The organism is Kitasatospora sp. NPDC048239 (assembly GCF_043202015.1).
Lineage (GTDB): Bacteria > Actinomycetota > Actinomycetes > Streptomycetales > Streptomycetaceae > Kitasatospora.
This window is the reverse complement of the sequence record NZ_JBICZP010000006.1, coordinates 161,517-183,986: the sequence shown is the minus strand read 5'-3', so window position 1 is coordinate 183,986 and position 22,470 is coordinate 161,517. Positions and strand designations below refer to the sequence as shown.

Here is a 22,470-nt window from a genome sequence, read left to right as displayed (position 1 = left end):
CTGGTCGCGGACTGGTTACCAGCCGCGGTTGGCGTAGCGCTCGGTCTCGGGCAGGGTGTCGCAGTTGATGCCGACCATGGCCTCGCCCAGGTTGCGGGAGGCGTCCGCGATGATCTTCGGGTCGTCGAAGAAGGTGGTGGCCTTGACGATCGCGGCGGCACGCTTGGCCGGGTCGCCCGACTTGAAGATGCCGGAGCCGACGAAGACGCCCTCGGCGCCCAGCTGGCGCATCAGCGCGGCGTCGGCCGGGGTGGCCACACCACCGGCGGAGAACAGCACGACCGGCAGCTTGCCGAGCTCGGCGACCTCCTTGACGAGCTCGTACGGGGCGCGCAGCTCCTTGGCGGCGGCGTACAGCTCGTTGTTGTCGAAGCCGCGCAGCTTGGCGATCTCGTTCTTGATCTGGCGCAGGTGGCGGACGGCCTCGACGACGTTGCCGGTGCCGGCCTCGCCCTTGGAGCGGATCATGGCCGCGCCCTCGGCGATGCGGCGCAGGGCCTCGCCCAGGTTGGTGGCACCACACACGAAGGGGGTGGTGAACGCGAACTTGTCGGAGTGGTTGACCTCGTCGGCCGGGGTCAGCACCTCGGACTCGTCGATGTAGTCGACACCGAGCGACTGCAGGACCTGGGCCTCGACGAAGTGGCCGATCCGGGACTTCGCCATGACCGGGATGGAGACCGCGGCGATGATCTCCTCGATCATGTTCGGGTCGGACATCCGGGCCACGCCGCCGTCCTTGCGGATGTCCGCCGGGACCCGCTCGAGCGCCATGACGGCCACAGCGCCGGCGTCCTCGGCGATCTTCGCCTGCTCGGCGTTGACCACGTCCATGATCACACCGCCCTTGAGCTGCTCGGCCATGCCGCGCTTCACCCGGGCGGTGCCGATCTGCGGCTGGTCTGCGGTGGTGGGGGTGCTGGACACGTGAGACCTCACTCGAAGATGAACCAGTGCTATCGCCCTATGGTAGGCGGAAGAAACGGCCCCTCCATGCGCCACCAAGTCCAGCGCGGCCGACGGGATACGACAAACAGGCCGGATCCGGACGCACCGCTCCACCCCCCGCCGCCAGGGCATGTCCGGCAATGTCCGGACCTTACGCCGGGGCCCCCTCAGGCGTCAGGGCCGGCGGAGGCGTGTCGTCCATCTCGAAGGCCATCGGGAACGGCGCCTTGCCCGCCAGCCGGAAGTAGCGCACCAGCCGGTGCTCGCGCACCGCCCGGGCCGCCCGCACGGCGTCGTTGTGGAACCGCCGGGCCAGCGGCACCCGGCGGACCGCCGCGGTCAGGTCCTTCACGGCCTCCTCGCCACCCGGCTCGGCGACCAGCACCGCGACCTGCTCCGGCTCGGCGAGCACCGCCCGCAGGGCCAGGCTCAGCTGGCTCTCCGCCACCTCGCGGTGCTCGTCCTCCGCCTGCCGGGCCGCGTGCGCCGCGTCCAGCAGCAGCAGCGAGGCCGCCGGGTCCAGCAGCGAGGAGGTCGCCAGCTCCATCGCCACCGAGGCCCGGCGGACCAGCTGCGCGTCCAGCGCCGCCCGTGCGGCGTCGATCCGGGCGTGCAGCCGGTCCAGCCGACCGGCCGTCCAACTCAGGTACATGCCGAACAGCACCACGGCCACGCCGGCCCAGATCCAGGTAGTCACGGGGCGCTACGCTACCGGGTGCCGCGAGGTCAGCCCTCGATGGTGGCGCTGCGGTAGCTGTCGCGGTCGATGTCGGAGATGTTCACCGCGGTGAACAGCCGCCCGCCCGGCGCCGGCCGGATGTGCTCGGCCAGCAGCGCCTGGACGGCGTCGCCGAGCGCCGCCTTCGCCTCCGGGGCGCGGCCCGGGAAGATCTGGAACTCCACGTACACCTGCTCGTCGGCGCCGGTGCTCTCGCCCACGACGAAGTCCTCGGTCCGGCGGAACAGCGTCTTGCACGCCTCGGGCCGCGCGTCGATGGTCTTCACGGCGAGCCGGTTGATCGCCAGGCCCAGCGCCCGGCGGTCGAAGGAGCCCTCCAGGCCCGGCGAGTAGTCGACGGAGATCTGCGGCATGGGATACCTCCACGGGTCACGGTGATCTGTACGGTCCGGCAGACCCTAACCACCGGCGCCCGCGGTTGCTTCCCCCCGTTGGGGGAGCAACCGGCGCCGCCGGGCGCGCCTCAGTCGCGGGCCAGCCCGAACCGGCCGCGCCGCCCGGTGCGCTCGTCCTCCCCGACCACGGCCGCCGCACCCGACGCGACCGTCTCGTACACCGCCAGGATGTCCGCGCCGACCGTCGACCAGTCGAACCGCCGGACGTGCCGGGACGCCGCCTTGCGCAGCTCCTCCAGCCGGCCCGGGTCCCCCAGCAGGCGCAGCGCCGTACGGGCCAGCGCGTCCGCGTCCTCCACCGGGAACAGCTCGCCGGCGGCCCCGCCGTCCAGCACCTGCTTGAACGCGTCCAGGTCGCTGGCCAGCACCGGCGCGCCCGCCGACATCGCCTCGACCAGGATGATCCCGAAGCTCTCGCCGCCGGTGTTCGGCGCCACGTACAGGTCGACGCTGCGCAGCAGCCGGGCCTTCTCCCGGTCGCTGACCATGCCGAGGAACTCCACCTGCCGGCGGACCTCGGGCGCCAGGCCCGCGACGGCCTCCTCCTCGTCGCCCTTGCCGGCCACCAGCAGCCGGACCCCGGGGCGCTCGGCGAGGATCCTCGGCAGGGCGGCCAGCAGCGTCGGCAGGCCCTTGCGCGGCTCGTTGATCCGGCCGATGAACCCGATCGTGCCGGGCTCGCCCGCGGCCGCGCCGCCCGTCCAGCGGGAGTCCGGCTCGGCCTCCGCGAAGAAGCCGACGTCCACGCCGTTCGGGATCACCACCGCGTCCCCGCCCAGGTGCTCGACCAGGGTGCGCCGCGCGTACTCGCTCACCGCGATCCGGGCCCGCATCTTCTCCAGCCCCGGCTGGAGGATCGGCGAGGCCGCGATCATCGCCCGCGAGCGCGGGTTGGAGGTGTGGAAGGTGCCGACCATCGGCCCGGACGCCGACCACGCCGCCAGCATCGACAGGCTCGGCGAGGCCGGCTCGTGGACGTGCAGGATGTCGAAGCGGCCCTCGTTCAGCCAGCGCCGCACCCGGGCCGCGGACAGGATGCCGAAGCTCAGCCGCGCCACCGAGCCGTTGTACGGCACCGCGACCGCCCGCCCGGCCGAGACGACGTACGGCGGCAGCGCCTCGTCGTCCTCGGCGGGCGCCAGCACCGACACCTCGTGGCCGAGGCCGATCAGGTGCTCGGCGAGGTCCCGGATGTGGAACTGCACGCCGCCGGGGACGTCCCAGTCGTACGGGCAGACGATGCCGATCTTCACTGCTTCCTCATGCTCCTTCAGGGCCCGGAGGCCTCGGCGGCGGGCTCGACGGCCCGCTCTGCGGCGCCGGACGGCTCCGCGGCGGGCGCCTGCGCCGTCCCACGGACCGGCAGGTCGGCCAGCCAGAAGCGCTGCAGCATGTGCCAGTCCTCGGGGTGCTCGCGGATCCCCTGCTCCCAGATGTCCGCCATCGCCTGCACCATGACCTGGGTCTGCTCCTTGCGGTCCCCCTCGGCGGGCACCGGGATCTCCGGGTTTATCCGCGCCCGCAGCACCCGCCCGTCGTACCAGAGGGTGGCCGGCATCAGCGCCGCGCCCGTCCGCTGGGCCAGGGCCGCCGGACCGGCCGGCATCCTGGTCGCCTCACCGAAGAACGACACCTCGACGCCGGCCTCCGAGAGGTCCCGGTCGCCGACCAGGCAGACCAGCCGGCCCGCCCGCAGCCGGCGGGCCATCGTGCCGACCACCGACACGCCGCTGCCGGTCAGCGCCAGCACCTCCATGCCCAGGCTCTCCCGGAACTCCACGAACCGGTCGAACAGGCGCTCCGGCTTCAGCCGCTCGGCGACCGTGGTGAACGGGTACCCCTCCAGCGCGACCCACGCGCCCGCGAGGTCCCAGTTGGCCATGTGCGGCAGCGCCACCACCACACCGCGGCCGGAGTCCAGTGTCGCGCGCATCTGCTCGGAGCCCTCGACCTGGACGTCCCGGGCGATCCGCTCGCGGCTCCACACCGGCAGCCGGAAGGACTCCATCCAGTACCGCATGTACGAGCGCATCCCGGCCCGCGACAGCTCGCGCAGCCCGGCCTCGTCCAGCTCGGGGCGCACCCGGCGCAGGTTCTTCTCCAACTGCAGCACCCGCGGCCCGCGGCGACGCCACGCGGTGTCCGCGAGCCGCTCGAACAGGGCGCGCGCCACCGGCTCCGGCAGATGCTTCAGCACCGCCCAGCCCAGCGCGTACGCCGAATACACCAGTCGGTCCTTCACCGAAGGCCCGCCCCCCTTCAGCTCCCGGCCGCCATCCGGTCGGCCTCGAACGCCTCACGGCGCACTGTCAGCATCCGCTGGAAGACCGTCACCAGACTGCCCGCCGCCACCAGCCACAGCGCCACCGGCAGCAGCCACTCCACGTACGGCACCCCGAACGTCGCCAGGCCCGCGACCCCGGCCGCGACCAGGCTGATCACCAGCCGCTCGGCCCGCTCCACCAGCCCCGACACGTCGCACGGCAGGCCCTGGCTCTCCGCCCTGGCCTTGGTGTACGACACCACCAGGCCGCTCGCCAGGCAGAAGATCGCCACGGCGCACAGCAGGTTGTTGTCACCCTTGCCCGCGTACCACATCGCCAGACCGCCGAAGATCGCCGCGTCGGCCACCCGGTCCAGCGTGGAGTCCAGGAACGCGCCCCAGCGGCTGGTCCGGCCCAGCTGCCGGGCCATGTTCCCGTCCACCAGGTCCGAGAAGATGAACAGCGTGATCGTGATGGTGCCCCAGAAGAACTCCCCGCGGGGGAAGAACACCAGCGCACCGGCCACCGAACCGGCCGTACCGATCAGCGTCACGGCGTCCGGGCTCACGCCCAGCCGGATCAGGAACGCGGCGAACGGGGTCAGGACACGTGTGAAGAAGGCACGCGCGTATTTGTTGAGCATGGCCTTCCCGACCGCTCCGATCTCCCTGGTACCCGCCTGCGGCCCAAGACGCGGCAGGCGGCCGGACGGATCAGCCCATCCGGCGCACCCATCGTATCCACGCCGAACGACACCCTCCGCCGCACCGCACCGCCCACCCGGCCCCACGGGTGCCCGCCCGCCACCCCCGGCACGCGGCCACACACGAACGGTGACCACCCGGGCCGTCCCGCCCGCGCCCCCGCCACCCCCGTCCACCAGCCGCGTCGCGCGCAGCGTGCGGCGAGGTGCGCGCCCCGGCGTCGTCCCGCAGGCGGGGGCTTGGAGACGGACCCTAGACTTTTCACGACAGTCCGGCCGCCGCCAGGACACCCCCGGCGACCGGCCAGGCGCGACGGGAGGAGACCCCCCGATGCCCGACCGCAGCACCGCACGAGCCGGCCAGGCGCCCACCGTCGCCGACCCCCGGCACCTGCGCAACGTCGTCCTGATCGGCTGCAGCGGCGTGGGCAAGACCACCCTCGCCGAGTCACTCGCCCTCGCCGCCGGCGCCGTCAACCGCCCCGGGCGCATCGCCGACGGCAACACCGTCTCCGACCACGAGGACATCGAGCACCAGCAGCAGCGCTCCGTCCAGCTCTCGCTGCTCCCCCTCGAATGGAACGGCATCAAGGTCAACCTGCTCGACCCGCCCGGCCACCCCGACTTCGCCGCCGACCTGCGCGCCGCCCTGCACACCGCCGACGGCGCCGTCTTCGTCGTCTCCGCGACCGAGCCGATCACCGCCCCCACCCGCGCCCTGTGGCGCCAGTGCGCGGCCGAGTCCATCCCCCGGGCCATCGCCGTCGCCAAACTCGACGTCGCCCGCAGCAGCTTCGAGGACATCCTCACCGCCTGCCACGACGCCTTCGGCCTGGGGCCCGACACCCTGCGCCCGCTCTTCCTGCCCGTCCACCAGGGCGACCGCCCCACCGGCACCGTCGACCTCCTCACCGGCCGCGGCTACGGCGAGGCCGGCCAGGAGGTCGACGCCGGCCAGGCCCCCGGGGCCGGCCCGGCCCGGGAAAGCCTCGTCGAGGCCATCTCCGGCCAGGACGACACCCTGATGGAGCGCTACCTCGCCGGCGAGACCCTCGACACCGACGCCCTGGAGGCCGGGCTGCGCCGCGAGGTCCTCGCCTGCGCCCTCCACCCCGCCCTGCCCACCACCGACAGCGGCATCGGCGCCGCCGAACTCCTCGACCTCATCACCACCGCGTTCCCCGACCCCACCGAACGCACCCGCCCGGGCCCCGACTGCGACCCCGACGCCCCGCTCGCCGCCCAGGTCGTCCGCGTCACCAGCGACGCCTACGTCGGCCGGGTCAGCCTGCTGCGCATCTACGCCGGCACCCTGCACCCCGACACCCACATCCACCTCACCGGTCCCGAGCACTCCGGCGACCACCAGGAGGGCGACGAACGCGTCACCGGCCTCACCAGCCCCTTCGGCAAGCTGCAGCGGCCCGTCCCGCACGCCCTCGCCGGGGACCTGGTCAGCGCCGCCAAACTCACCAGCGCCCGGTCCGGCGACACCGTCCACGAACCGGGCCACCCCGTGAAGCTCGACGGCTGGACCCTGCCCGAACCGCTGCTCCCGATCGCCGTCGAGGCCCACAGCAAGGCCGACGACGACAAGCTCTCCCAGGCCCTCAACCGCCTCACCGCCGAGGATCCGGCGCTGCGCCTCGAACAGAACCCGGACACCCACCAGCTGGTCCTCTGGTGCACCGGCGAGGCCCACGCCGAGGTCGTCCTCGACCGGCTCCGCGGCCGGCACGGCGTCCACGTCGACACCGTCGAACCCAGGGTCGCCCTGCGCGAGACCTTCGGCACCGCCGCCGCCGGCCACGGCCGGCTGGTCAAGCAGTCCGGCGGCCACGGCCAGTACGCCATCTGCGAGCTGGAGGTCGAGCCGCTGCCCGCCGGCTCCGGCTTCGAGTTCCAGGAGCACGTGGTGGGCGGCGCCGTCCCCAAGCACTTCATCCCCTCCGTCGAGAAGGGCGTCCGCGCCCAGCTCGCCAAGGGCGTCTCCACCGGCCACCCGCTCGTCGACGTCCGGGTCACGCTCACCGACGGCAAGGCGCACTCGGTCGACTCCTCCGACTCCGCCTTCCAGGCCGCCGCCGCCCTCGCCCTGCGCGACGCCGCCGAGCACGCCGTCATCCGGCTGCTGGAACCGGTCGCCGCCGTCAGCGTCCTGCTCCCCGACGACTACCTCGGCGCCGTACTCGGCGACCTCTCGGCCCGCCGCGGCCGCGTCCTCGGCACCGAGACCGGCGGCCCGGGCCTGACCCTGCTGCGCGCCGAGGTCCCGGAGCTCGAACTCGCCCGCTACCCGGTCGACCTGCGCTCACTCACCCACGGCACCGCCGAGTTCTCGCGCGCCTACCTGCGCCACGAACCCATGCCCGCCGCGCTGGCCGCCCGCCTGGCGGACAACGACGGGTAGGGCGGCGGGAGGGGCGCCTACCGCCTGGGCAGCGCGCAGGCCGGCGTGCCGCCCGGCATCCGGTGCCGGTTCTTCGACACCCAGCGGTACACCGCACCCGCCAGCGGCCGCACCGGCGCCAGCGCCAGCGCCCCGCCCAGGTACGCCCACACCCCGCCCGAGCGCATCAGCAGCCGGGCCACCGCCTGCGCCCCGCCGTACACCCGGCCGGCCGGAGTGATCCAGAGCACCTCGCGCTCCGCGCGCTCCCAGGACACCTCTCCGCGCCCCCCGGCCCTCGCGTCCAGCGCCGCCAGGTCCGCGAACTGGAACGGCACCCCCTCCCAGCCGCCGGATGCCAGCGTCTGCCGCAGATACCGCTCCGCCCACGTCTCGCACGTCGTGCAGAACGAGCAGTCCCCGTCGAAGACCAGTACCGGATCCTTCACCGCAGTTGCCTCCATGCGCCCATCGTGCACCACCGCCCACCGCCGTCCGGCCACCGGGTTCCGAACCGGCGAAACCTGGGCATCATGGCCCACAGGCCCACCGCGGCCGGATCGTGACGCCTCTTCAGACGATCATCCGCGCGGCACCACCACGGCACGGTAGCCTGCCGCTGACAAGGGGAGGAGGGGACGCCACCGTGACGACACTCGACATGACCCCGGGTGCGCAGATACCCCGGACCGACGCCGGCCCGCAGACCGCCGTCACCCAGGCGCTCTCCTCGGCCGCCTACCGTGACAGCCCGATCTCGGACTTCGTGAAGCAGGTCACCGCCGCCACCGAGAAGAAGGGGCGGTTCGCGCTCTTCCAGCCGAACCTGGGCGAGGCCTTCAGCCGGGCCGTCATCGCCCGCACCCTCGGCGCCGGGCGCAAGCCCATCGTGCCCTCCTTCGGCACCGACACCCGCCAGATCGTCGAGCACTGCCTCGCCGCCCAGGAGCTGCGCGACTCCCGCGACCGCAGCCTCACCACCATCACCGTCGTCACCGGCGTGCTCTTCCTCCCCGGCACCCTGATCTGGCTCGCCGCCTTCCAGCTGCGCGCCTGGCTCCGGAAGGACAACGCCAAACAGGCCGGCCTCTACGGCACCCTCGCGCTCGTCGCCGCGGCCGCCGTCGCCGTCCTGCTCGCCGTCCGACCGCCCCTCGGCGGCCCGCTCGGCCTCTACCTGCGCATCGTCATGCTCGCCCCCGTCATCGGCTGGTACCTCGCCAAGCGGATCGTCCTGCGCTCCACCGAGGACCTCCGCGCCCGCTGGCAGGCCCTCGTCGAGGGCACCGCCGTGGCCGCCACCGTGCCGCAGGCCGTCCCCCGCGACGACCTCGACAAGAAGGCCACCGACCTGCGCGCCAAGCTCGGCCGGCTCGAAGCCGAGCAGGAGACCAACATCCAGCACTACGCCGGGCCCAAGGGCATCCTCGGCGTCGGAAAGCGCTGGGGCGAGTGGCGGATGGTCGACGTGCTGCGCCCCGCCGAGGGCCACGCCGACTTCCGCGCCTTCCACCCCTGGGACCTCGTCCGCAAGATCGCCGGCCACCTCAAGGGCCTGGGCATCAGCGAGGTCGCCAACAGCGGCATGACCAACGTCTCCGTCAAGCAGTGGGTGGTCCTGGAGGTCGGCGAGGGCGCGGACGAGATCGGCCGGCCCGGCGGCGCCGACATGGACGGCGACCGGATGCGCGATTTCGCCATCCAGTCCGTCGCCGACAAGCAGACCTTCGCGGGCGGCGGCCCCCGGCACTACCTCGCCACCCAGTTCATCACCTTCGACGGCAAGCTGATCATCACCTTCACCGTCACCGTCACCCTGCTCGCCAACACCCTGACGGTCGCCGTAGCCGGCTACGCCCTCGGCCCGGTCAACGGCCTCTTCTTCGACAAGCCCAAGCCGAAGGAGCGGACCGAGCCGAAGACCGGCAAGTTCTGGGAGGAGCGCACCATCCAGCTCCCCCTGATCGACAACGACGAGGTGGTGCGCCAGGCCGTCCGCGCGCCCTTCATGCGCGCCCCCGGTCTGCTGGCCTGGCTCGGCGGCGGCCTCGGCCTGCCCGAGCCCTTCGGCCTGCGGCACGCCTGGGCCTCGCCGCCCTGGGGCAGCCGGTTCATGACGGACAACGCGCTCAACGCCTCCGTCCCGGTGCTCAGCGCCGTGCACGCGGCCACCCTGGAGTTCCTGGACGAGCACGACCTGGACACCGAGCGGTTCTTCAAGAACCGGGCCTCGATCATCAAGTCCGAGGCGCAGGGCAGCCGGCCCTACAACGTCGACCGGTTCGACGCGGGCTGAGCGGACATGTGAAGAGGGGCCCGACCGGATCTCCGGTCGGGCCCCTCTTCACATGTCCGGGCTCAGTCCTGCGGCCAGACCTCGGCCAGCATCTTGCGGGTGTCCGCCAGCAGCTGCGGCAGCACCTTGGTGTGGCCGACCACCGGCATGAAGTTGGTGTCCCCGCCCCAGCGCGGCACCACGTGCTGGTGCAGGTGCGCCGCGATCCCGGCACCCGCCGCGGCGCCCTGGTTCATCCCGATGTTGAACCCGTGCGCCCCCGAGGCCGAGCGCAGCGCCGTCATCGCCTTCTTGGTGAACACCGCCAGCTCGGCGGTCTCCCCCGCGTCCAGGTCGGTGTAGTCGGCGACGTGCCGGTACGGGACCACCATCAGGTGGCCGCCGTTGTACGGGTACAGGTTGAGCACCGCGAACACGGCACTGCCGCGCGCGATCACCAGCCCGTCCTCGTCGCTCAGCGACGGGATCGAGCAGAACGGGCAACCGTCGTCCGGAGCCGGGCCGGTGGGCTTGTTCTCGCCCTGGATGTACGCCATCCGATGGGGGGTCCACAGGCGGCGGAAGCCGTCCGGCTCGCCGACGCCCCGCTGCAGTTCCGGCTCAGTCGTCATGCTGATCAGCATATTCGCACGGGGTGGCTTGCAAAGCAGTGCGGGGCAGACTCCTCGGAAGCCTGCCCCGCGAACCGCCGTCTACGGCATCACACCTGGATGCGACGCTCCACCGCGTCCACGATCTCGGCGACCGCGTCGGCCACCGGGACGCCGTTCTTCTGCTCGCCGTTGCGGTAGCGGAAGGAGACCGCGCCCGCCTCGACGTCGTCGTTGCCGGCGATCAGCATGAACGGGACCTTGGTCTTCTGGGCGTTGCGGATCTTCTTCTGCATCCGGTCGTCCGAGGTGTCCACCTCGACCCGGATCCCGCGCTTCTTCAGCTCGGCCGCGACCTCCAGCAGGTACGGCACGTGCTCGTCGGTGATCGGGATGCCGGTCACGGTGACCGGGGCGAGCCACGGCGGCATGGCGCCGGCGTAGTGCTCCAGCAGCACCGCGAAGAAGCGCTCGATCGAGCCGAACAGCGCCCGGTGGATCATGACCGGCCGCTGCCGCGAACCGTCCGCGGCGGTGTACTCCAGGTCGAACCGCTCGGGCAGGTTGAAGTCGAGCTGGATGGTGCTCATCTGCCAGGTGCGGCCGATGGCGTCCTTCGCCTGGACGGAGATCTTCGGGCCGTAGAAGGCCGCGCCGCCCGGGTCCGGCACCAGCGGGAGGCCCTGCTTCTCGGCCACGGCGGCGAGGACCGCGGTGGCCTCCTCCCAGGTGTCGTCCGAGCCGACGAACTTCTCCTCGTCCTTGGTGGACAGCTCCAGGTAGAAGTCGGTCAGACCGTAGTCCCGCAGCAGGTTGAGCACGAAGGTCAGCGTCGAGTCGAGCTCCTCCGCCATCTGCTCACGGGTGCAGTAGATGTGCGCGTCGTCCTGGGTGAAGCCGCGGGCCCGGGTCAGACCGTGCACCACACCGGACTTCTCGTACCGGTACACCGTGCCGAACTCGAAGAGGCGCAGCGGCAGTTCACGGTACGAGCGGCCGCGCGCGTCGAAGATCAGGTTGTGCATCGGGCAGTTCATCGGCTTCAGGTAGTAGTCCACGCCCTCGTCGAGCTGCATGGGCGGGTACATACCGTCGGCGTACCAGTCCAGGTGGCCGCTCTTCTCGAAGAGCTTCCCCTTGGTGGCGTGCGGGGTGTAGACGAACTCGTAGCCCTCCTCCTCGTGCCGCCGGCGCGAGTAGTCCTCCATCGCGCGGCGGATGATGCCGCCCCGGGGGTGGAAGACGGCGAGGCCGGAGCCGATCTCCTCGGGGATGGAGAAGAGGTCGAGCTCGTTGCCGAGCTTGCGGTGGTCGCGCTTCTCGGCCTCGACCAGGAAGTCCAGGTGCGCCTTCAGCTCGTCCTTGGTCGGCCACGCGGTGCCGTAGATGCGCTGGAGCATCGGGTTCTTCTCGCTGCCGCGCCAGTAGGCGGCCGCGTTGCGCATCAGCTTGAACGCCGGGATGTGCCGGGTGCTGGGCAGGTGCGGGCCGCGGCAGAGGTCGCCCCAGCACAGCTCGCCGGACTTGGCGTCCAGGTTGTCGTAGATCGTCAGCTCGCCGGCGCCGACCTCCACGTTCGCGCCCTCGCCGGCGGTCGCGGCGGAGCCCTTGAGGCCGATCAGCTCCAGCTTGTACGGCTCGGCGGCCAGCTCCTCGGTGGCGGCCTCGTCGGTCACCACGCGGCGGGAGAACTTCTGGCCCTTCTTGATGATCTCCTGCATGCGCTTCTCGATGGCCTTGAGGTCATCGGGGTGGAACGGCTTCTCGACGTCGAAGTCGTAGTAGAAGCCGTCCTTGACCGGCGGGCCGATGCCGAGCTTGGCCTCCGGGAAGAGCTGCTGCACGGCCTGCGCCATGACGTGCGCGGTGGAGTGGCGCAGGATGTCCAGGCCGTCCTTGCTGCCGATCGCGACCGGCTCGACCTCCTCGCCGTCCTGCACGGCGTACGCGAGGTCCTTGAGCTGGCCGCCGACGCGGGCGGCGATGATCGAGCGGTCGTCCGCGAAGAGCTCGGCGGCCGTAGTGCCCGTGGTCACCACGCGCTCTTCCCGATCGGGTTCGCGGTTGATGATTACCCGGACGTCCGTCACCGGTCTCTCCTGACGTGCTGGATTCATAGGACGCAACACTGCGCTGCGCGTGACGATGGTACCGAGAGCACCACCCCCGCCGTGCACCTACGCCCCCTGTCCCCCCTCCCCCAGCCCCTTGAGCAGCCGCTCCCGCTCGGCGTCCTCCAGCCCGCACGGTTCCAGGCCGCGCGGCTGCGCGAGCCGGCGGAAGCCGCCGCGCCGCTCCAGCCGGCCGCTGACCCGGACCGGGGTGCCCGCCAGGTGTGCCTCGGCGGCCAGCCGGTAGGCGGGGTCGGGCAGCCTGAGCCGCACCTCGGCGACCTCGGCCCCGCCGAGCACCCGCATCCGGACGGTGCCCGGGCCGGCCGGGTCGGCGCGCTTGAGGCGCACGACCACGCCGACCAGGGTGACCGCGACGGCCGGCTCGATCCGCTCCAGCAGCGCGGCGGCCTCCTCCAGGGCGGGCAGGTCCCCCGGCGAGAACTCCAGGGCGATCCGCCGGTCGCCGAAGCCGCCGGGCGTCCCGGCGGCGGCCGACCACGCGACGGACAGCTGCGCCGCCGTCGCCCCGCGCACCAGGTCCGCGACGGACTGCACCAGCTCGCGGCTGACCCCGGCCTGCACCGCATTCTCGAAGGCCTCCGGCCCGCCGCTGACCCGCCGGTAGTCGACGGCGTCGCGCAGCGCCTCCAGTGCGCGGACCAGCGTGGTCACCGCCGCCCGGCCCTCGGGCGCGGGCGTGTACGCGGTGAGGCCCGCGCCGCCCTCCACCACCAGGACCCGCTCCAGGAAGTCCTTGGCCCAGGCGTCCAGCCGGGCGCCGAAGTACGCGGCCCTGGTCCGCCCGGCCTTGGCGCCCGCGGCGAGCATCCCGCGCGCCGCCTGGTGCAGCCGCTCGGCGCCGTCCCAAGGCGCGGTACCGGCCGGCCCCGGCAGCTCGCGCCGCCAGTGCAGTTCGTCGCCGGGGACGGCGAGCGCCAGCAGGATCGAGCGGGCGGAGGGGCTGCGCGAGTGCGACAGCGCGGTGACGGCGTCGGCGAGCAGCTCCACGGCGTCGTCGAAACCGTCCCCCGCGGGCACCAGCAGGCTCGTCCCCGGGTCCGTGTCGTCCGGCGGCGTCCAGCGGCCGTACCGGGCGGACGGGCCGCCGCGCCGCACCCAGCCGTGCCGGGCGAGCAGCGTGCAGAGCACCGCCGGGTCGACGGCCGCCGGGTCGGGCAGTGCCCGGGCGCCGTCGGGCGGCCCCTGTGGCAGTGTCATCGTCCTGCTCCTCCCCGCCGGGGCGGGGCCGTCACGGGCTGCCGCCCGCACCGACCCGCGCCATGATGTCGCACAGTGCGCGGTCGTCGAAGACCTTCGCGGTGGGCACCCGGACGTTGGTCCGCCGCTGCCCGGTCACCGGGTGGCCGGCCAGGTTGACCCAGTAACAGCAGTGCCGCAGCTCCAGCGCGTCCGGCCGGGCCGCCAGCCAGCGGTCGACCCGGCGCGGCAGCAGCATCACCACCAGGATCTTCGGCACCGCGACCCGCACCCGGGCCAGCTTGCGCAGGTGCTCGTTGTCCAGGGTGAAGCCGAAGTGCGGTCCGGCGGGCTCGGGGGCGATCTGCTGGGTGGCCTTGAGCTGGATCTTGATGGTCACCTCGTCGTCCACCTGGTGCGCCCGGGAGCCGTGGCTCACGTGCCAGTCGATGCCGTTGTCCGGGAACGGCTGGGACAGCGAGCAGCCCGCCGCCGCCACCACCGCGTGCAGGTACCCGACCTGCAGTGTCTCCATGCAGGCCGTCACCGCCAGATCGCCCCGCAGGACGGCCGCCGCCTCCTCGGGCTGCGGCTGTGTCAGCGCCATCGCCCCGTTGCCTCCCCCGGCCCCGGGCCCGTCCGGATTCGAACAGGACACCCGACCGGAGCATCCCCGGCCAGGGCTCGGCCAAACGGTTGAACGGGCGTCAGGAGCGGTATCACCCCCACGGAACGCAGCACCTGAGGGGCAGTCATGCAGCAGCACTGGTTCACCGGCCCGCTCGCCTCCTTCGACACCGAGACCACCGGCGTGGACGTCGAGACCGACCGGATCGTCTCGGCCGCCCTGGTCGTCCAACCCGCCCCGGGCGCTCCCCCGCAGACCTCCGCCTGGCTCGCCGACCCTGGCGTGCCGATACCGGACGGCGCCCGGGCCGTGCACGGCATCTCCGACGAACACGTCCGGGCCCACGGCCGCCCGGCCCGTACGGTGGTGGCGGAGATAGCCCGCGCCCTCGCCGAGCAGTCCCGCGCCGGGCGCCCGCTGGTGGTGATGAACGCTCCCTACGATCTGACGCTGCTGGACCGCGAGTTGCGCCGCCACCGCGGCCTGTCGCTGACCGACGCGCTGGGCGGCGGAGGGCTGCTGGTGCTCGACCCGCGGGTGCTGGACAAGCACGTGGACCGCTACCGCAAGGGCCGCCGCACACTCACCGACCTGTGCGCGCACTACGGGGTGGAACTGGCCGGGGCGCACGACGCGGCCGCCGACGCGACGGCGGCACTGGACCTGGTCCGGGCGATAGCGACCCGCTACCCGGTGGCCCTGGGCGGGCTCTCGGCGGCCGAACTGCACCTGCGGCAGGCGGTCTGGCACGCGGCACAGGCCCGGGGGCTGCAGAACTGGTTCGACCGGACGGGCACGCCGGAGCGGGTGGACCTCTCCTGGCCGCTGCGCCCGGCCCGGTGCGGCTGCGGCCGGCGGCTGTCACCGGAGCACAGCTGCGAGGTCGCGGCGTAGCGGCGGGCGCGCGGACACGCAACAGGCCCCGACCGGTTTCCCGATCAGGGCCTGTGTGCTGTCCGGTGGGCGATACTGGGATCGAACCAGTGACCCCTTCGGTGTGAACGAAGTGCTCTCCCGCTGAGCTAATCGCCCGGGCAACGAGAAGAAGACTAGCACCATTCGGGGGGTGCCGTACAACTCGCACCACCCGGCACCCGGCCGGCACATCCGCAGAAGTCCGACTCCGCACGGAAGATGACTGCGCCTCAGCCCGATTCCGCACAACTGCCGACGGATTCCGGAAATACATGTGAGGCCCAGTCGATAATCGACTGGGCCTCACATATCACAATGCATTCCGGTGGGCGATACTGGGATCGAACCAGTGACCCCTTCGGTGTGAACGAAGTGCTCTCCCGCTGAGCTAATCGCCCGGGTGCAGGGAAAACATTACCGCATCCCGCGGGGTGCTCCGAACACCCCGCGGCCGGGCCCCGGCCACCCGGACGGCCCCGGGCGGATCACCCGGACGGCCCACACCGGTGGCGCCGGGCGGGCTCAGCCGCCGTTGATCTTCCAGGGCATGACCAGCCCGTACTTCCACAGGTACCAGCCGCCGAGCCCGGCGATCACCGCGAGGCCGATCGCGGTGAGGGTGAGGTTGCGTCGGCGCACCCTCGGGTCCATCGCCTTCTGGGCGGCCTCGGCCACCTTGCGGCGGGTCCAGCGCAGGGCCAGCTGGGCCCAGACGAACTCGGTGGCCCAGATGCCCATGCCCAGGAAGATCACCACCCAGCCCGGCCCGGGCAGCGGCAGCATGATCACGCCGAGCACCACCACCGCCAGGCCGGCCAGGAAGATCACCACCTGCCAGCTCAGGTGCAGCGGCCGGGAGCGGCGGATGAAGTGCGGCGCGCGCGAGCCGAGCGCCCGCCCGCCGTCGACGTCCGACCCCTCGCCCCCGCCGCCCTGTGCGCCGTTCTCCGCTCCCCTGTGCGCCCCCGTCTCCTCCGGCACCGTCGCCTCCCCCGTTCTCGTGATCTCGCCCGCGTTCCCGCGCGCCTTGTCGCTTCGCACAGTCATGCCAGGAAACTAACCGAGAAGTGGTGCGGTAATGCCCCGACAGGCACTCCGTGCCGATTCCGCAATGCGCCGTAAGGGGTACGACTCGCCCCCGAATCGGGACAGAGGGGTTTACATCGGTCTTGGGGGTGGGATGGTCCGTTCGCCGACGTGCGATTCCCCGAGCGCACACTGAGCGAAAGGCCATGGCGCTTATGAACACCACGGTCAGCTGCGAGCTGCACCTGCGCCTCATCGTGTCCAGCGAGTCCTCACTGCCCGTCCCCGCGGGCCTGCGCTACGACACCGCCGACCCCTATGCCGTGCACGCCACGTTCCACACCGGCGCGGACGAGACCGTGGAGTGGGTGTTCGCCCGAGATCTCCTTGCGGAGGGGCTGCACCGACCCACCGGTACCGGCGACGTCCGGGTGTGGCCGTCGCGCAGCCACGGGCAAGGGGTGGTCTGCATCGCCCTGAGCTCTCCGGAAGGAGAAGCCCTGCTGGAAGCCCCGGCCCGGGCGCTTGAGTCGTTCCTCAAGCGGACGGACGCCGCGGTGCCCCCCGGCACCGAACACCGCCACTTCGACCTCGACCGGGAGCTGTCCCACATCCTCGCTGAAAGCTGAATTCGACCGGAGGCGGTCACGCCCCGCCGGCGGCGGGGCCGTACCCCCTGCCGTCACCGCAGCCGTCCTACTCGGGGGCACGGCAGCAGACTCAGCCGCGCACGACGCGGTCTCGGGGCCGGTGACGGCCCGCCCCCCACCGGGGCGGGCCGAAGCACCACAGGCGCCCGGCACTGGAGCCGGCCATCCGTACGGGTGGCCGGCCTCGCTGCCGGGCGCCACTGGTTTCCGGGGCCGGGCGAACGCCCTGACGCCTTCCGTACGTTCCTTCGAAAGAAGCGGCCGCCCTACGGGCGCACGGCCCGGTAAGGTCTGGAGTGACCGTAGACGCGGGGTGCCGACGGCCCCCTCCGCGCGAGGAGCCCCCACGTGCTGATCACCCATGACACCGAGTGCGCGCTGAGCATCCTCGTCGAGCTGCTCAACACCGCCCCCGAGGTGTGCGGCACCGAGCTGCTGCCCGACGTGGCCGCGCTGGACGCGTTCGTGATCCGCCAGGAGATCAGCGAGATCGACTCGCTCACCGCGGACGACCTGCGCAGCGTGCACGAGCTGCGGTCCCGGCTCCGCGAGGTGTTCGGCACCGAGTCCACCGCGGAGGCCGCCGAGCTGGTGAACGCACTGGTCGCCGCCGCCGGCACCACGCCCCGGCTGACCAACCACGACCACCACGGCTGGCACATCCACTACTTCGCACCGCACGCCGCGCTCGGCGACCACCTGGCGGCCGAACTGGGCATGGCGCTGGCGTTCATCCTGATGGCCGGCGAGCGTGAGCGGCTGCGCCGCTGCGAGGCGCCGGACTGCGCCCGCGTCTTCGTGGACCTCTCGCGCAACCGCTCCCGCCGCTACTGCGACAGCCGCACCTGCGGCAACCGGCTGCACGTGGCCGCGTACCGGGCCCGGCAGCGGTCGGCGGAGGCCGTGCCCTCCGCCTGACCGTCGCGGGCCGGCACGGCTCGTCGGTCACGGCTCCTCGGTCACGGCCGCTCGGTGGCGGTCACACCGGTGGCGGTCACGGCCGGGCGGGCAGCGTCAGAGGCCGCGGCGGCGCAGGATCTCCTCGATGTCGGCGAAGTCGCCGAGTCCGTCGTCCGACTTCCCGGCGGGCTTCTTCGGCGCCTTGGGGGCGGCCTTCCCCGGCTCCGGCGTGGCGGTGACCGCCGGCCGGGCGGGGCCCGCGGCCGCCGCGGCGGCCGGGCCCGGCGCATCGCCCTCGACCGCGTGGCGCCGACCCACCCGGCGGGTGGTGACCAGCAGACCGGCCGAGACCGCCAGCAGTGCCAGGCCCGTCCAGACCCGGGGGTCGAACACCAGGTCCGTCGCCCAGTCGGCGAGCTCGCCGCCGATCGTCCGCGCCACCGGGAACAGGCCCGACAGATAGAGCCCGGCCGGCAGCAGCGCCACCGCGAACCAGCGGGTCGCGGAGAGCAGGCGCCGCCGGTAGGCGCGCAGCCCGGCCATCGCCACCCCGCCCGCCGTGAGCGCGAATGCCACCGCCGCCGTCAACACGGCCGCACTCCGACCCTGGCGTGCGGCCTTATGGTCGTCCTGGTCATCGGACCTCCCGTCGGTCTGGGCCTCGGGGCACACCGTGCCTGGCACGGTGCCCACTAGTGGAACACTGAGGGCATGATCGAAGGTTCCCTCCCCCGCCTCGAGTTCTGGTGCGAGCTCCAGTGCCCGGACTGCCGCACCGCACTGGACGACGTACGGGCGCTGCGCGCCGCGTACGGCGACGCGCTCCCCATCGAGCTGCGGCACTTCCCGCTGGAGAAGCACAAGCACGCCTACGCCGCCGCACAGGCCGTCGAGGAGGCGTTCGAGCAGGGCCTGGGCTGGCCGTACGTGGAGGCGCTGCTGGCCCGTGTCGAGGACCTGGACGCGCGCGGCGAGCAGGTGCTGCTGGAGGTGGCCGCCGAGGTCGGGGTGGACGCCGAGGAGGTGGACACCGCGCTGATCGACGGCCGCCACATGCTGATCGTGGACGCCGACCAGGCCGAGGGCAAGGCGATCGGCGTGACGGGCACGCCGACGTACGTGATCGCCGGGCAGCGGCTGGACGGCGGGCAGAGCCAGGACGGCCTGCGGGCCCGGATCACCGCCATCATCGAGGCGGCGAAGGCGTCCTGACGACCGGTCAGATCAGCGTCTTGCCGTAGACCCGGTTGGTGATCCGGAAGCCGAGCGAGTCGTAGAGCCGGATCGCGACCTCGTTGCCGGAGAAGACGTTCAGTCCGAGGTCGTGCACTCCGGCGGCCAGGCACTCGCGCTCGGCGAGCAGCATCAGGGAGCGCCCGTGGCCTCGACCCCGGTGGGCCTCGGCGACCTCGACCACCATCACCCAGGCGAGCGGGCCGCCGCCGGGCAGGTCGCGGACCCGCAGGGCCAGCCAGAGGGCGCCCAGCGGGTCCGGTCCGGCGCCGTGGAGCCGGCGCAGGACGACGCCCGGGGTGTCGGCGCCCTGCGGCAGCAGGTGCACGTGGTCGGCGTCCGACTTCGCACGGGCCTGCTGCTCGCTGAGGCCGGAGGAGAGCAGGTCGTGGATGTACCCCTGCTTGGCCTGCTCCAGCCAGCCGGGGAACCCCTCGGCGTCGATCCGGCGCGCCGAGACGCCAGGCGGCAGCTCGGGCGCGGTGGTGAGCCGCTTGGCCATGTTCCGCATCCGCTCGGTGTAGCCGAGCGTGGCGGCGAGGCCGCGCGCGGGCTGCGCGGCCTCCGGGATGTCCGCGTCCACCCGGGAGCAGCCCCAGCCGCGCAGGACCTCCTCGGCGGCCAGTGCGCCGAACGTTCCACGCCCGCGACCGCGCCCCTCGCGGACCTCCAACTCTGAGATCTCCCCCCAGAGTTGGGGCCCGCGCGGAACGGTGGTGGTGCGCAGCGCGCCGACCGGGCGGCCGTTCGCGCAGATCTGCCAGCGTCTGGTGCGGCCGCCGGCGGCGGTGGGTGTCTCCGGGCCCTCGGGGCGCAGCGTGGTGGTCATGTCGGGGTCCCTTCCCCACCGTGCGGGTGTTCTATCCGCCGTCGCCGCTCGGCCGTGTCACGGGTCGAGGTCGTCGCCGCTGCGCTCGGTGAAGACGGCCATGGCCTTGGCGGTGACCGGCCCCGGGCCGGGCAGGTCGCGGTCGTCGACCCGGGAGACGGCCTGGACGTCGCGCAGGGTGGAGGTGAGGAGGATCTCCTCGGCGTCCTGGAGTGCGGAGAGCGGCAGGTCGACCTCCTCGGCGCCGCACCAGTCGATGACGAGTTGGCGGGTGATGCCGGCGAGGCAGCCGGAGGCGAGGGTGGGGGTGACCAGGCGGCCGCCGAGGACGAGGAAGACGTTGGAGCCGGTGCCCTCGCAGAGCAGTCCGGCGGTGTTGGCGAGCAGGGCCTCGGAGGCGCCGGCGCGGTGGGCGGCGGCGAGGGCGACGACGTTCTCCGCGTAGGAGGTGGTCTTGAGGCCGGCGACGGCGCTGTGCTCGTTGCGCCGCCACGGGACGGTGGCGACGGCGGTGGCGTCGGGGCGCTGGGCGGCGGCGGCGATGGCGACGACCAGGGTGGGGGTGTCGTCGCCGCGCTCGGAGCCGAGCGGGGAGCGGCCGCCGGTGTAGGTGATGCGCAGGCGGCCGAGCGGCATGGGGTTGGCGGCCAGGACCTGTTCGCAGCCCTCGCGGACCAGCTCGTGGTCGGGGTCGGGCAGGCCGAGACCGCGGGCGGAGCGGGTGAGCCGGTCGAGGTGGCGGGTGACGGCGAAGGCGCGGCCGTCGACGGCCTTCATCGTCTCGAAGACGCCGTCGCCGGTGGTGAGTCCGTGGTCGAGGACGGAGACGGCGGCGGCGTGGGAGTCGACGAGGGAGCCGTTCACCCAGCTCGTGGTGGGGATCTGCATCGAGGGTTGCTCCTCGTGGGAGTGGGCGGGGCGGCGGAGCCCGGGCCCTAAGGCGTGCGCCGCGTCCCGCTTCAGTCGGTTTCGGTGCCCGACGCTATCGCGACCAGGCGGGCGGCCTTCAGCTCCGTCTCCGCCCACTCGCGCTCGGGGTCGGACTCCCAGGTGATTCCGGCGCCGGTGCCGAAGCGCAGCACGGGTGCGCCGGGCTCGGTCCGGTCGATCCAGAACGTGCGGATGCCGACGGCGAGTTCGCCCTCGCCGCGGTCGGCGTCGACCCAGCCGACGGCGCCGCAGTAGGGGCTGCGGGGGGCGGTCTCCAGGGCGTCGATGATCCGTAGCGCACTGGACTTGGGCGCTCCGGTGACGGATCCGGGCGGGAAGGTGGCGTCGAACAGGTCGGGCCAGCCGACGTTCTCGCGCAGGGCGCCCTGGACGGTGGAGACCAGGTGGACCAGGCCGGGGTGCTTCTCGACGGCGCAGAGGTCGGGGACGGTGACGGTGCCCGTCTCGCAGACCCGGCCGAGGTCGTTGCGGACCAGATCGACGATCATCACGTTCTCGGCGTGGTCCTTGTCTAGCAGGTCGGCCTCGGTGCGGCCGGTGCCCTTGATCGGGCCGGAGGAGACGGTCCGGCCGTCGCGGCGCAGGAAGAGCTCGGGCGAGGCGGTGGCGATCTCCACGCCGTGCCGGGGCAGCCGGATCGTTCCCGCGTAGGGCGCCGGGTTGCCGTGGGCGAGCAGGCCGGTGAGGGCGTCGATGTCGGTGCGGGCCGGGTCGGGCAGTGGTGCGGAGAGCACCCGGCAGAGGTTGGCCTGGTAGACCTCGCCGGCGGCGATGTGCTCGCGGATGCGGCGGACCCCTGCGGTGTAGGCGTCGTGGTCGAGGGAGCTGTGCCAGCTGTCGGGCTCCGGTCCGAGCCAGCCGGCGCCGGCCGGGGGCGCGGGGTCGGGGCGGACGTCGTCGAAGCGGGCGCAGGTGAGCCGGCCCTCGAAGTCGTAGGCGACGGCCCAGTAGCCGGTGGAGTCGAGGGCGGCCGGGTCCGAGGTGACGTCGCGCAGCCCGGTGGCGAGGCGGCCGCCGAAGCGGGCGAGCGGGCTGTGGGAGGCGGTGGGGCCGGACACGGTTCTCCTGCGCGGATATCGGTGCGTGGTCGCCGCGCGGGGGTGGACGCGGGGGCTGCGCTGGTGGCTGGGCTGCGGTGCCTGAAGTGTAGGTCGGGGGTGCGGGCCGGGGGCGTGCGCCGGGTGGGCCGGCCGGGGCGTCGTGCAGGTGTGCGCCGGGTGGCCTGCGGGTGTCACTGAGGGTGGCCCTGCGGTGCCGACGGGACAGGCCTGCGCGGACACCCCCGCGGCACGCTGCGGGAACGGATTTTTAGCTGGCCCGGGAATCCGCTAGAGTTCAACACGTCGCCAGGGAGCGCAGCCGGGAAAACCGGTGAAGCCCCCGGGAGACAGGCGGACGTGGCTCAGTTGGTAGAGCATCACCTTGCCAAGGTGAGGGTCGCGAGTTCGAATCTCGTCGTCCGCTCGATGGAGAACAGTGTAAGATCGTTCTTCGAGTGTTGCCTGGTGGAGTGGCCGAGAGGCGAGGCAACGGCCTGCAAAGCCGTCTACACGGGTTCAAATCCCGTCTCCACCTCCAAGAGGTTCCCCGGTCCGGCCGGGAGACCTCCCCGCGCGATTAGCTCAGCGGGAGAGCACTACCTTGACACGGTAGGGGTCACTGGTTCAATCCCAGTATCGCGCACGTCGGGCCCTTCGGGGTCT

22 protein-coding genes and 5 tRNA genes are annotated in these 22,470 nt (G+C 72.9%); 9 read left to right on the top strand and 18 right to left on the bottom strand.

Annotated elements, in window-relative coordinates:
• Positions 1-15: 15 nt before the first annotated feature.
• From pdxS to pgsA, 6 genes are all read right to left on the bottom strand, one after another.
• Positions 16-927, bottom strand: coding sequence for a pyridoxal 5'-phosphate synthase lyase subunit PdxS (gene pdxS / locus ACGFZP_RS18430; RefSeq protein ID WP_392933851.1), 912 nt, complete (start codon positions 925-927; stop codon positions 16-18).
• A 172-nt stretch (positions 928-1,099) separates the two neighbouring features.
• Positions 1,100-1,600: a hypothetical protein gene (locus ACGFZP_RS18425; protein WP_392934665.1), complete on the bottom strand. Its 501-nt coding sequence runs from the start codon at positions 1,598-1,600 to the stop codon at positions 1,100-1,102.
• 74 nt (positions 1,601-1,674) lie between these two features.
• Positions 1,675-2,040 (bottom strand): 5-carboxymethyl-2-hydroxymuconate Delta-isomerase, encoded by a 366-nt coding sequence (locus ACGFZP_RS18420; RefSeq protein WP_392933849.1) that lies wholly within the window; start codon positions 2,038-2,040, stop codon positions 1,675-1,677.
• A 110-nt stretch (positions 2,041-2,150) separates the two neighbouring features.
• Positions 2,151-3,335, bottom strand: a complete 1,185-nt coding sequence (locus ACGFZP_RS18415) for a glycosyltransferase family 4 protein (protein WP_392933847.1) — start codon at positions 3,333-3,335, stop codon at positions 2,151-2,153.
• Between the two features lie 17 nt (positions 3,336-3,352).
• Positions 3,353-4,324: a phosphatidylinositol mannoside acyltransferase gene (locus tag ACGFZP_RS18410; RefSeq protein ID WP_392933845.1), complete on the bottom strand. Its 972-nt coding sequence runs from the start codon at positions 4,322-4,324 to the stop codon at positions 3,353-3,355.
• A gap of 17 nt (positions 4,325-4,341) precedes the next feature.
• On the bottom strand, positions 4,342-4,989 hold the full coding sequence (gene pgsA, locus ACGFZP_RS18405) for a phosphatidylinositol phosphate synthase (RefSeq protein ID WP_392933842.1): 648 nt from the start codon (positions 4,987-4,989) through the stop codon (positions 4,342-4,344).
• A gap of 391 nt (positions 4,990-5,380) precedes the next feature.
• On the opposite strand from pgsA, the gene ACGFZP_RS18400 reads away from it, so the two are divergent.
• Complete coding sequence (locus tag ACGFZP_RS18400) at positions 5,381-7,459, top strand: elongation factor G-like protein EF-G2 (protein ID WP_392933839.1); 2,079 nt, start codon at positions 5,381-5,383, stop codon at positions 7,457-7,459.
• Between the two features lie 17 nt (positions 7,460-7,476).
• Here ACGFZP_RS18400 and ACGFZP_RS18395 read toward each other — a convergent pair whose 3' ends face one another.
• Positions 7,477-7,902 (bottom strand): thiol-disulfide oxidoreductase DCC family protein, encoded by a 426-nt coding sequence (locus tag ACGFZP_RS18395; protein ID WP_392933837.1) that lies wholly within the window; start codon positions 7,900-7,902, stop codon positions 7,477-7,479.
• A 182-nt stretch (positions 7,903-8,084) separates the two neighbouring features.
• Here ACGFZP_RS18395 and ACGFZP_RS18390 point away from each other — a divergent pair, with 182 nt between their 5' ends.
• Positions 8,085-9,734 (top strand): hypothetical protein, encoded by a 1,650-nt coding sequence (locus ACGFZP_RS18390; RefSeq protein ID WP_392933835.1) that lies wholly within the window; start codon positions 8,085-8,087, stop codon positions 9,732-9,734.
• 62 nt (positions 9,735-9,796) lie between these two features.
• On the opposite strand, the gene ACGFZP_RS18385 is transcribed toward ACGFZP_RS18390, so the two are convergent.
• From ACGFZP_RS18385 to ACGFZP_RS18370, 4 genes are all read right to left on the bottom strand, one after another.
• Positions 9,797-10,357 carry an HIT family protein gene (locus ACGFZP_RS18385; protein ID WP_392933832.1) on the bottom strand — a complete coding sequence of 187 codons (561 nt, stop codon included), beginning with the start codon at positions 10,355-10,357 and terminating at the stop codon, positions 9,797-9,799.
• 77 nt (positions 10,358-10,434) lie between these two features.
• On the bottom strand, positions 10,435-12,414 hold the full coding sequence (thrS, locus tag ACGFZP_RS18380) for a threonine--tRNA ligase (protein ID WP_392933830.1): 1,980 nt from the start codon (positions 12,412-12,414) through the stop codon (positions 10,435-10,437).
• Between the two features lie 87 nt (positions 12,415-12,501).
• Entirely contained in the window at positions 12,502-13,656 is a 1,155-nt protein-coding gene (locus ACGFZP_RS18375) for a hypothetical protein (RefSeq protein ID WP_392933828.1), read from the bottom strand.
• 31 nt (positions 13,657-13,687) lie between these two features.
• Positions 13,688-14,242 carry a DUF4365 domain-containing protein gene (locus tag ACGFZP_RS18370; RefSeq protein WP_392933825.1) on the bottom strand — a complete coding sequence of 185 codons (555 nt, stop codon included), beginning with the start codon at positions 14,240-14,242 and terminating at the stop codon, positions 13,688-13,690.
• Between the two features lie 147 nt (positions 14,243-14,389).
• Here ACGFZP_RS18370 and ACGFZP_RS18365 point away from each other — a divergent pair, with 147 nt between their 5' ends.
• Positions 14,390-15,157 (top strand): exonuclease domain-containing protein, encoded by a 768-nt coding sequence (locus ACGFZP_RS18365; protein ID WP_392933822.1) that lies wholly within the window; start codon positions 14,390-14,392, stop codon positions 15,155-15,157.
• Positions 15,158-15,223: 66 nt separating this feature from the next.
• Here ACGFZP_RS18365 and ACGFZP_RS18360 read toward each other — a convergent pair.
• The 3 genes from ACGFZP_RS18360 to ACGFZP_RS18350 all read right to left on the bottom strand — a co-directional run bounded on the left by ACGFZP_RS18360 (position 15,224) and on the right by ACGFZP_RS18350 (position 16,225).
• Positions 15,224-15,295: transfer RNA gene (locus ACGFZP_RS18360), tRNA-Val, on the bottom strand.
• Between the two features lie 209 nt (positions 15,296-15,504).
• A tRNA-Val gene (locus ACGFZP_RS18355) sits at positions 15,505-15,576 on the bottom strand.
• Between the two features lie 124 nt (positions 15,577-15,700).
• A complete protein-coding gene (locus ACGFZP_RS18350) occupies positions 15,701-16,225 on the bottom strand; it encodes a TIGR02611 family protein (RefSeq protein ID WP_392933819.1) in 525 nt (174 codons plus the stop codon).
• Positions 16,226-16,419: 194 nt separating this feature from the next.
• Here ACGFZP_RS18350 and ACGFZP_RS18345 point away from each other — a divergent pair, with 194 nt between their 5' ends.
• A complete protein-coding gene (locus ACGFZP_RS18345; protein WP_030056266.1) occupies positions 16,420-16,833 on the top strand; it encodes an SsgA family sporulation/cell division regulator in 414 nt (137 codons plus the stop codon).
• A gap of 369 nt (positions 16,834-17,202) precedes the next feature.
• On the top strand, positions 17,203-17,772 hold the full coding sequence (locus tag ACGFZP_RS18340; RefSeq protein ID WP_392933816.1) for a CGNR zinc finger domain-containing protein: 570 nt from the start codon (positions 17,203-17,205) through the stop codon (positions 17,770-17,772).
• A gap of 96 nt (positions 17,773-17,868) precedes the next feature.
• Here the strand turns inward: ACGFZP_RS18340 and ACGFZP_RS18335 are convergent, their stop codons facing one another.
• Positions 17,869-18,330: a hypothetical protein gene (locus ACGFZP_RS18335; protein WP_392933815.1), complete on the bottom strand. Its 462-nt coding sequence runs from the start codon at positions 18,328-18,330 to the stop codon at positions 17,869-17,871.
• Positions 18,331-18,465: 135 nt separating this feature from the next.
• Here ACGFZP_RS18335 and ACGFZP_RS18330 point away from each other — a divergent pair, with 135 nt between their 5' ends.
• Positions 18,466-18,966, top strand: a complete 501-nt coding sequence (locus ACGFZP_RS18330; protein ID WP_392933812.1) for a DsbA family protein — start codon at positions 18,466-18,468, stop codon at positions 18,964-18,966.
• 7 nt (positions 18,967-18,973) lie between these two features.
• Here ACGFZP_RS18330 and ACGFZP_RS18325 read toward each other — a convergent pair whose 3' ends face one another.
• The 3 genes from ACGFZP_RS18325 to ACGFZP_RS18315 form a co-directional block, all read right to left on the bottom strand.
• Positions 18,974-19,816 carry a GNAT family N-acetyltransferase gene (locus ACGFZP_RS18325; RefSeq protein ID WP_392933809.1) on the bottom strand — a complete coding sequence of 281 codons (843 nt, stop codon included), beginning with the start codon at positions 19,814-19,816 and terminating at the stop codon, positions 18,974-18,976.
• 57 nt (positions 19,817-19,873) lie between these two features.
• The gene (locus tag ACGFZP_RS18320) at positions 19,874-20,704 is read right to left on the bottom strand and encodes an aminotransferase class IV (protein WP_392933807.1); all 831 of its coding nucleotides are present in this window, start codon (positions 20,702-20,704) and stop codon (positions 19,874-19,876) included.
• 71 nt (positions 20,705-20,775) lie between these two features.
• Positions 20,776-21,825 carry a chorismate-binding protein gene (locus ACGFZP_RS18315; protein ID WP_392933805.1) on the bottom strand — a complete coding sequence of 350 codons (1,050 nt, stop codon included), beginning with the start codon at positions 21,823-21,825 and terminating at the stop codon, positions 20,776-20,778.
• 333 nt (positions 21,826-22,158) lie between these two features.
• Between ACGFZP_RS18315 and ACGFZP_RS18310 the strand changes: the two genes are divergently transcribed.
• The 3 genes from ACGFZP_RS18310 to ACGFZP_RS18300 all read left to right on the top strand — a co-directional run bounded on the left by ACGFZP_RS18310 (position 22,159) and on the right by ACGFZP_RS18300 (position 22,450).
• Positions 22,159-22,231: transfer RNA gene (locus ACGFZP_RS18310), tRNA-Gly, on the top strand.
• Between the two features lie 40 nt (positions 22,232-22,271).
• A tRNA-Cys gene (locus ACGFZP_RS18305) sits at positions 22,272-22,345 on the top strand.
• Positions 22,346-22,378: 33 nt separating this feature from the next.
• Positions 22,379-22,450 (top strand) — tRNA-Val (locus ACGFZP_RS18300).
• Positions 22,451-22,470: the final 20 nt, after the last annotated feature.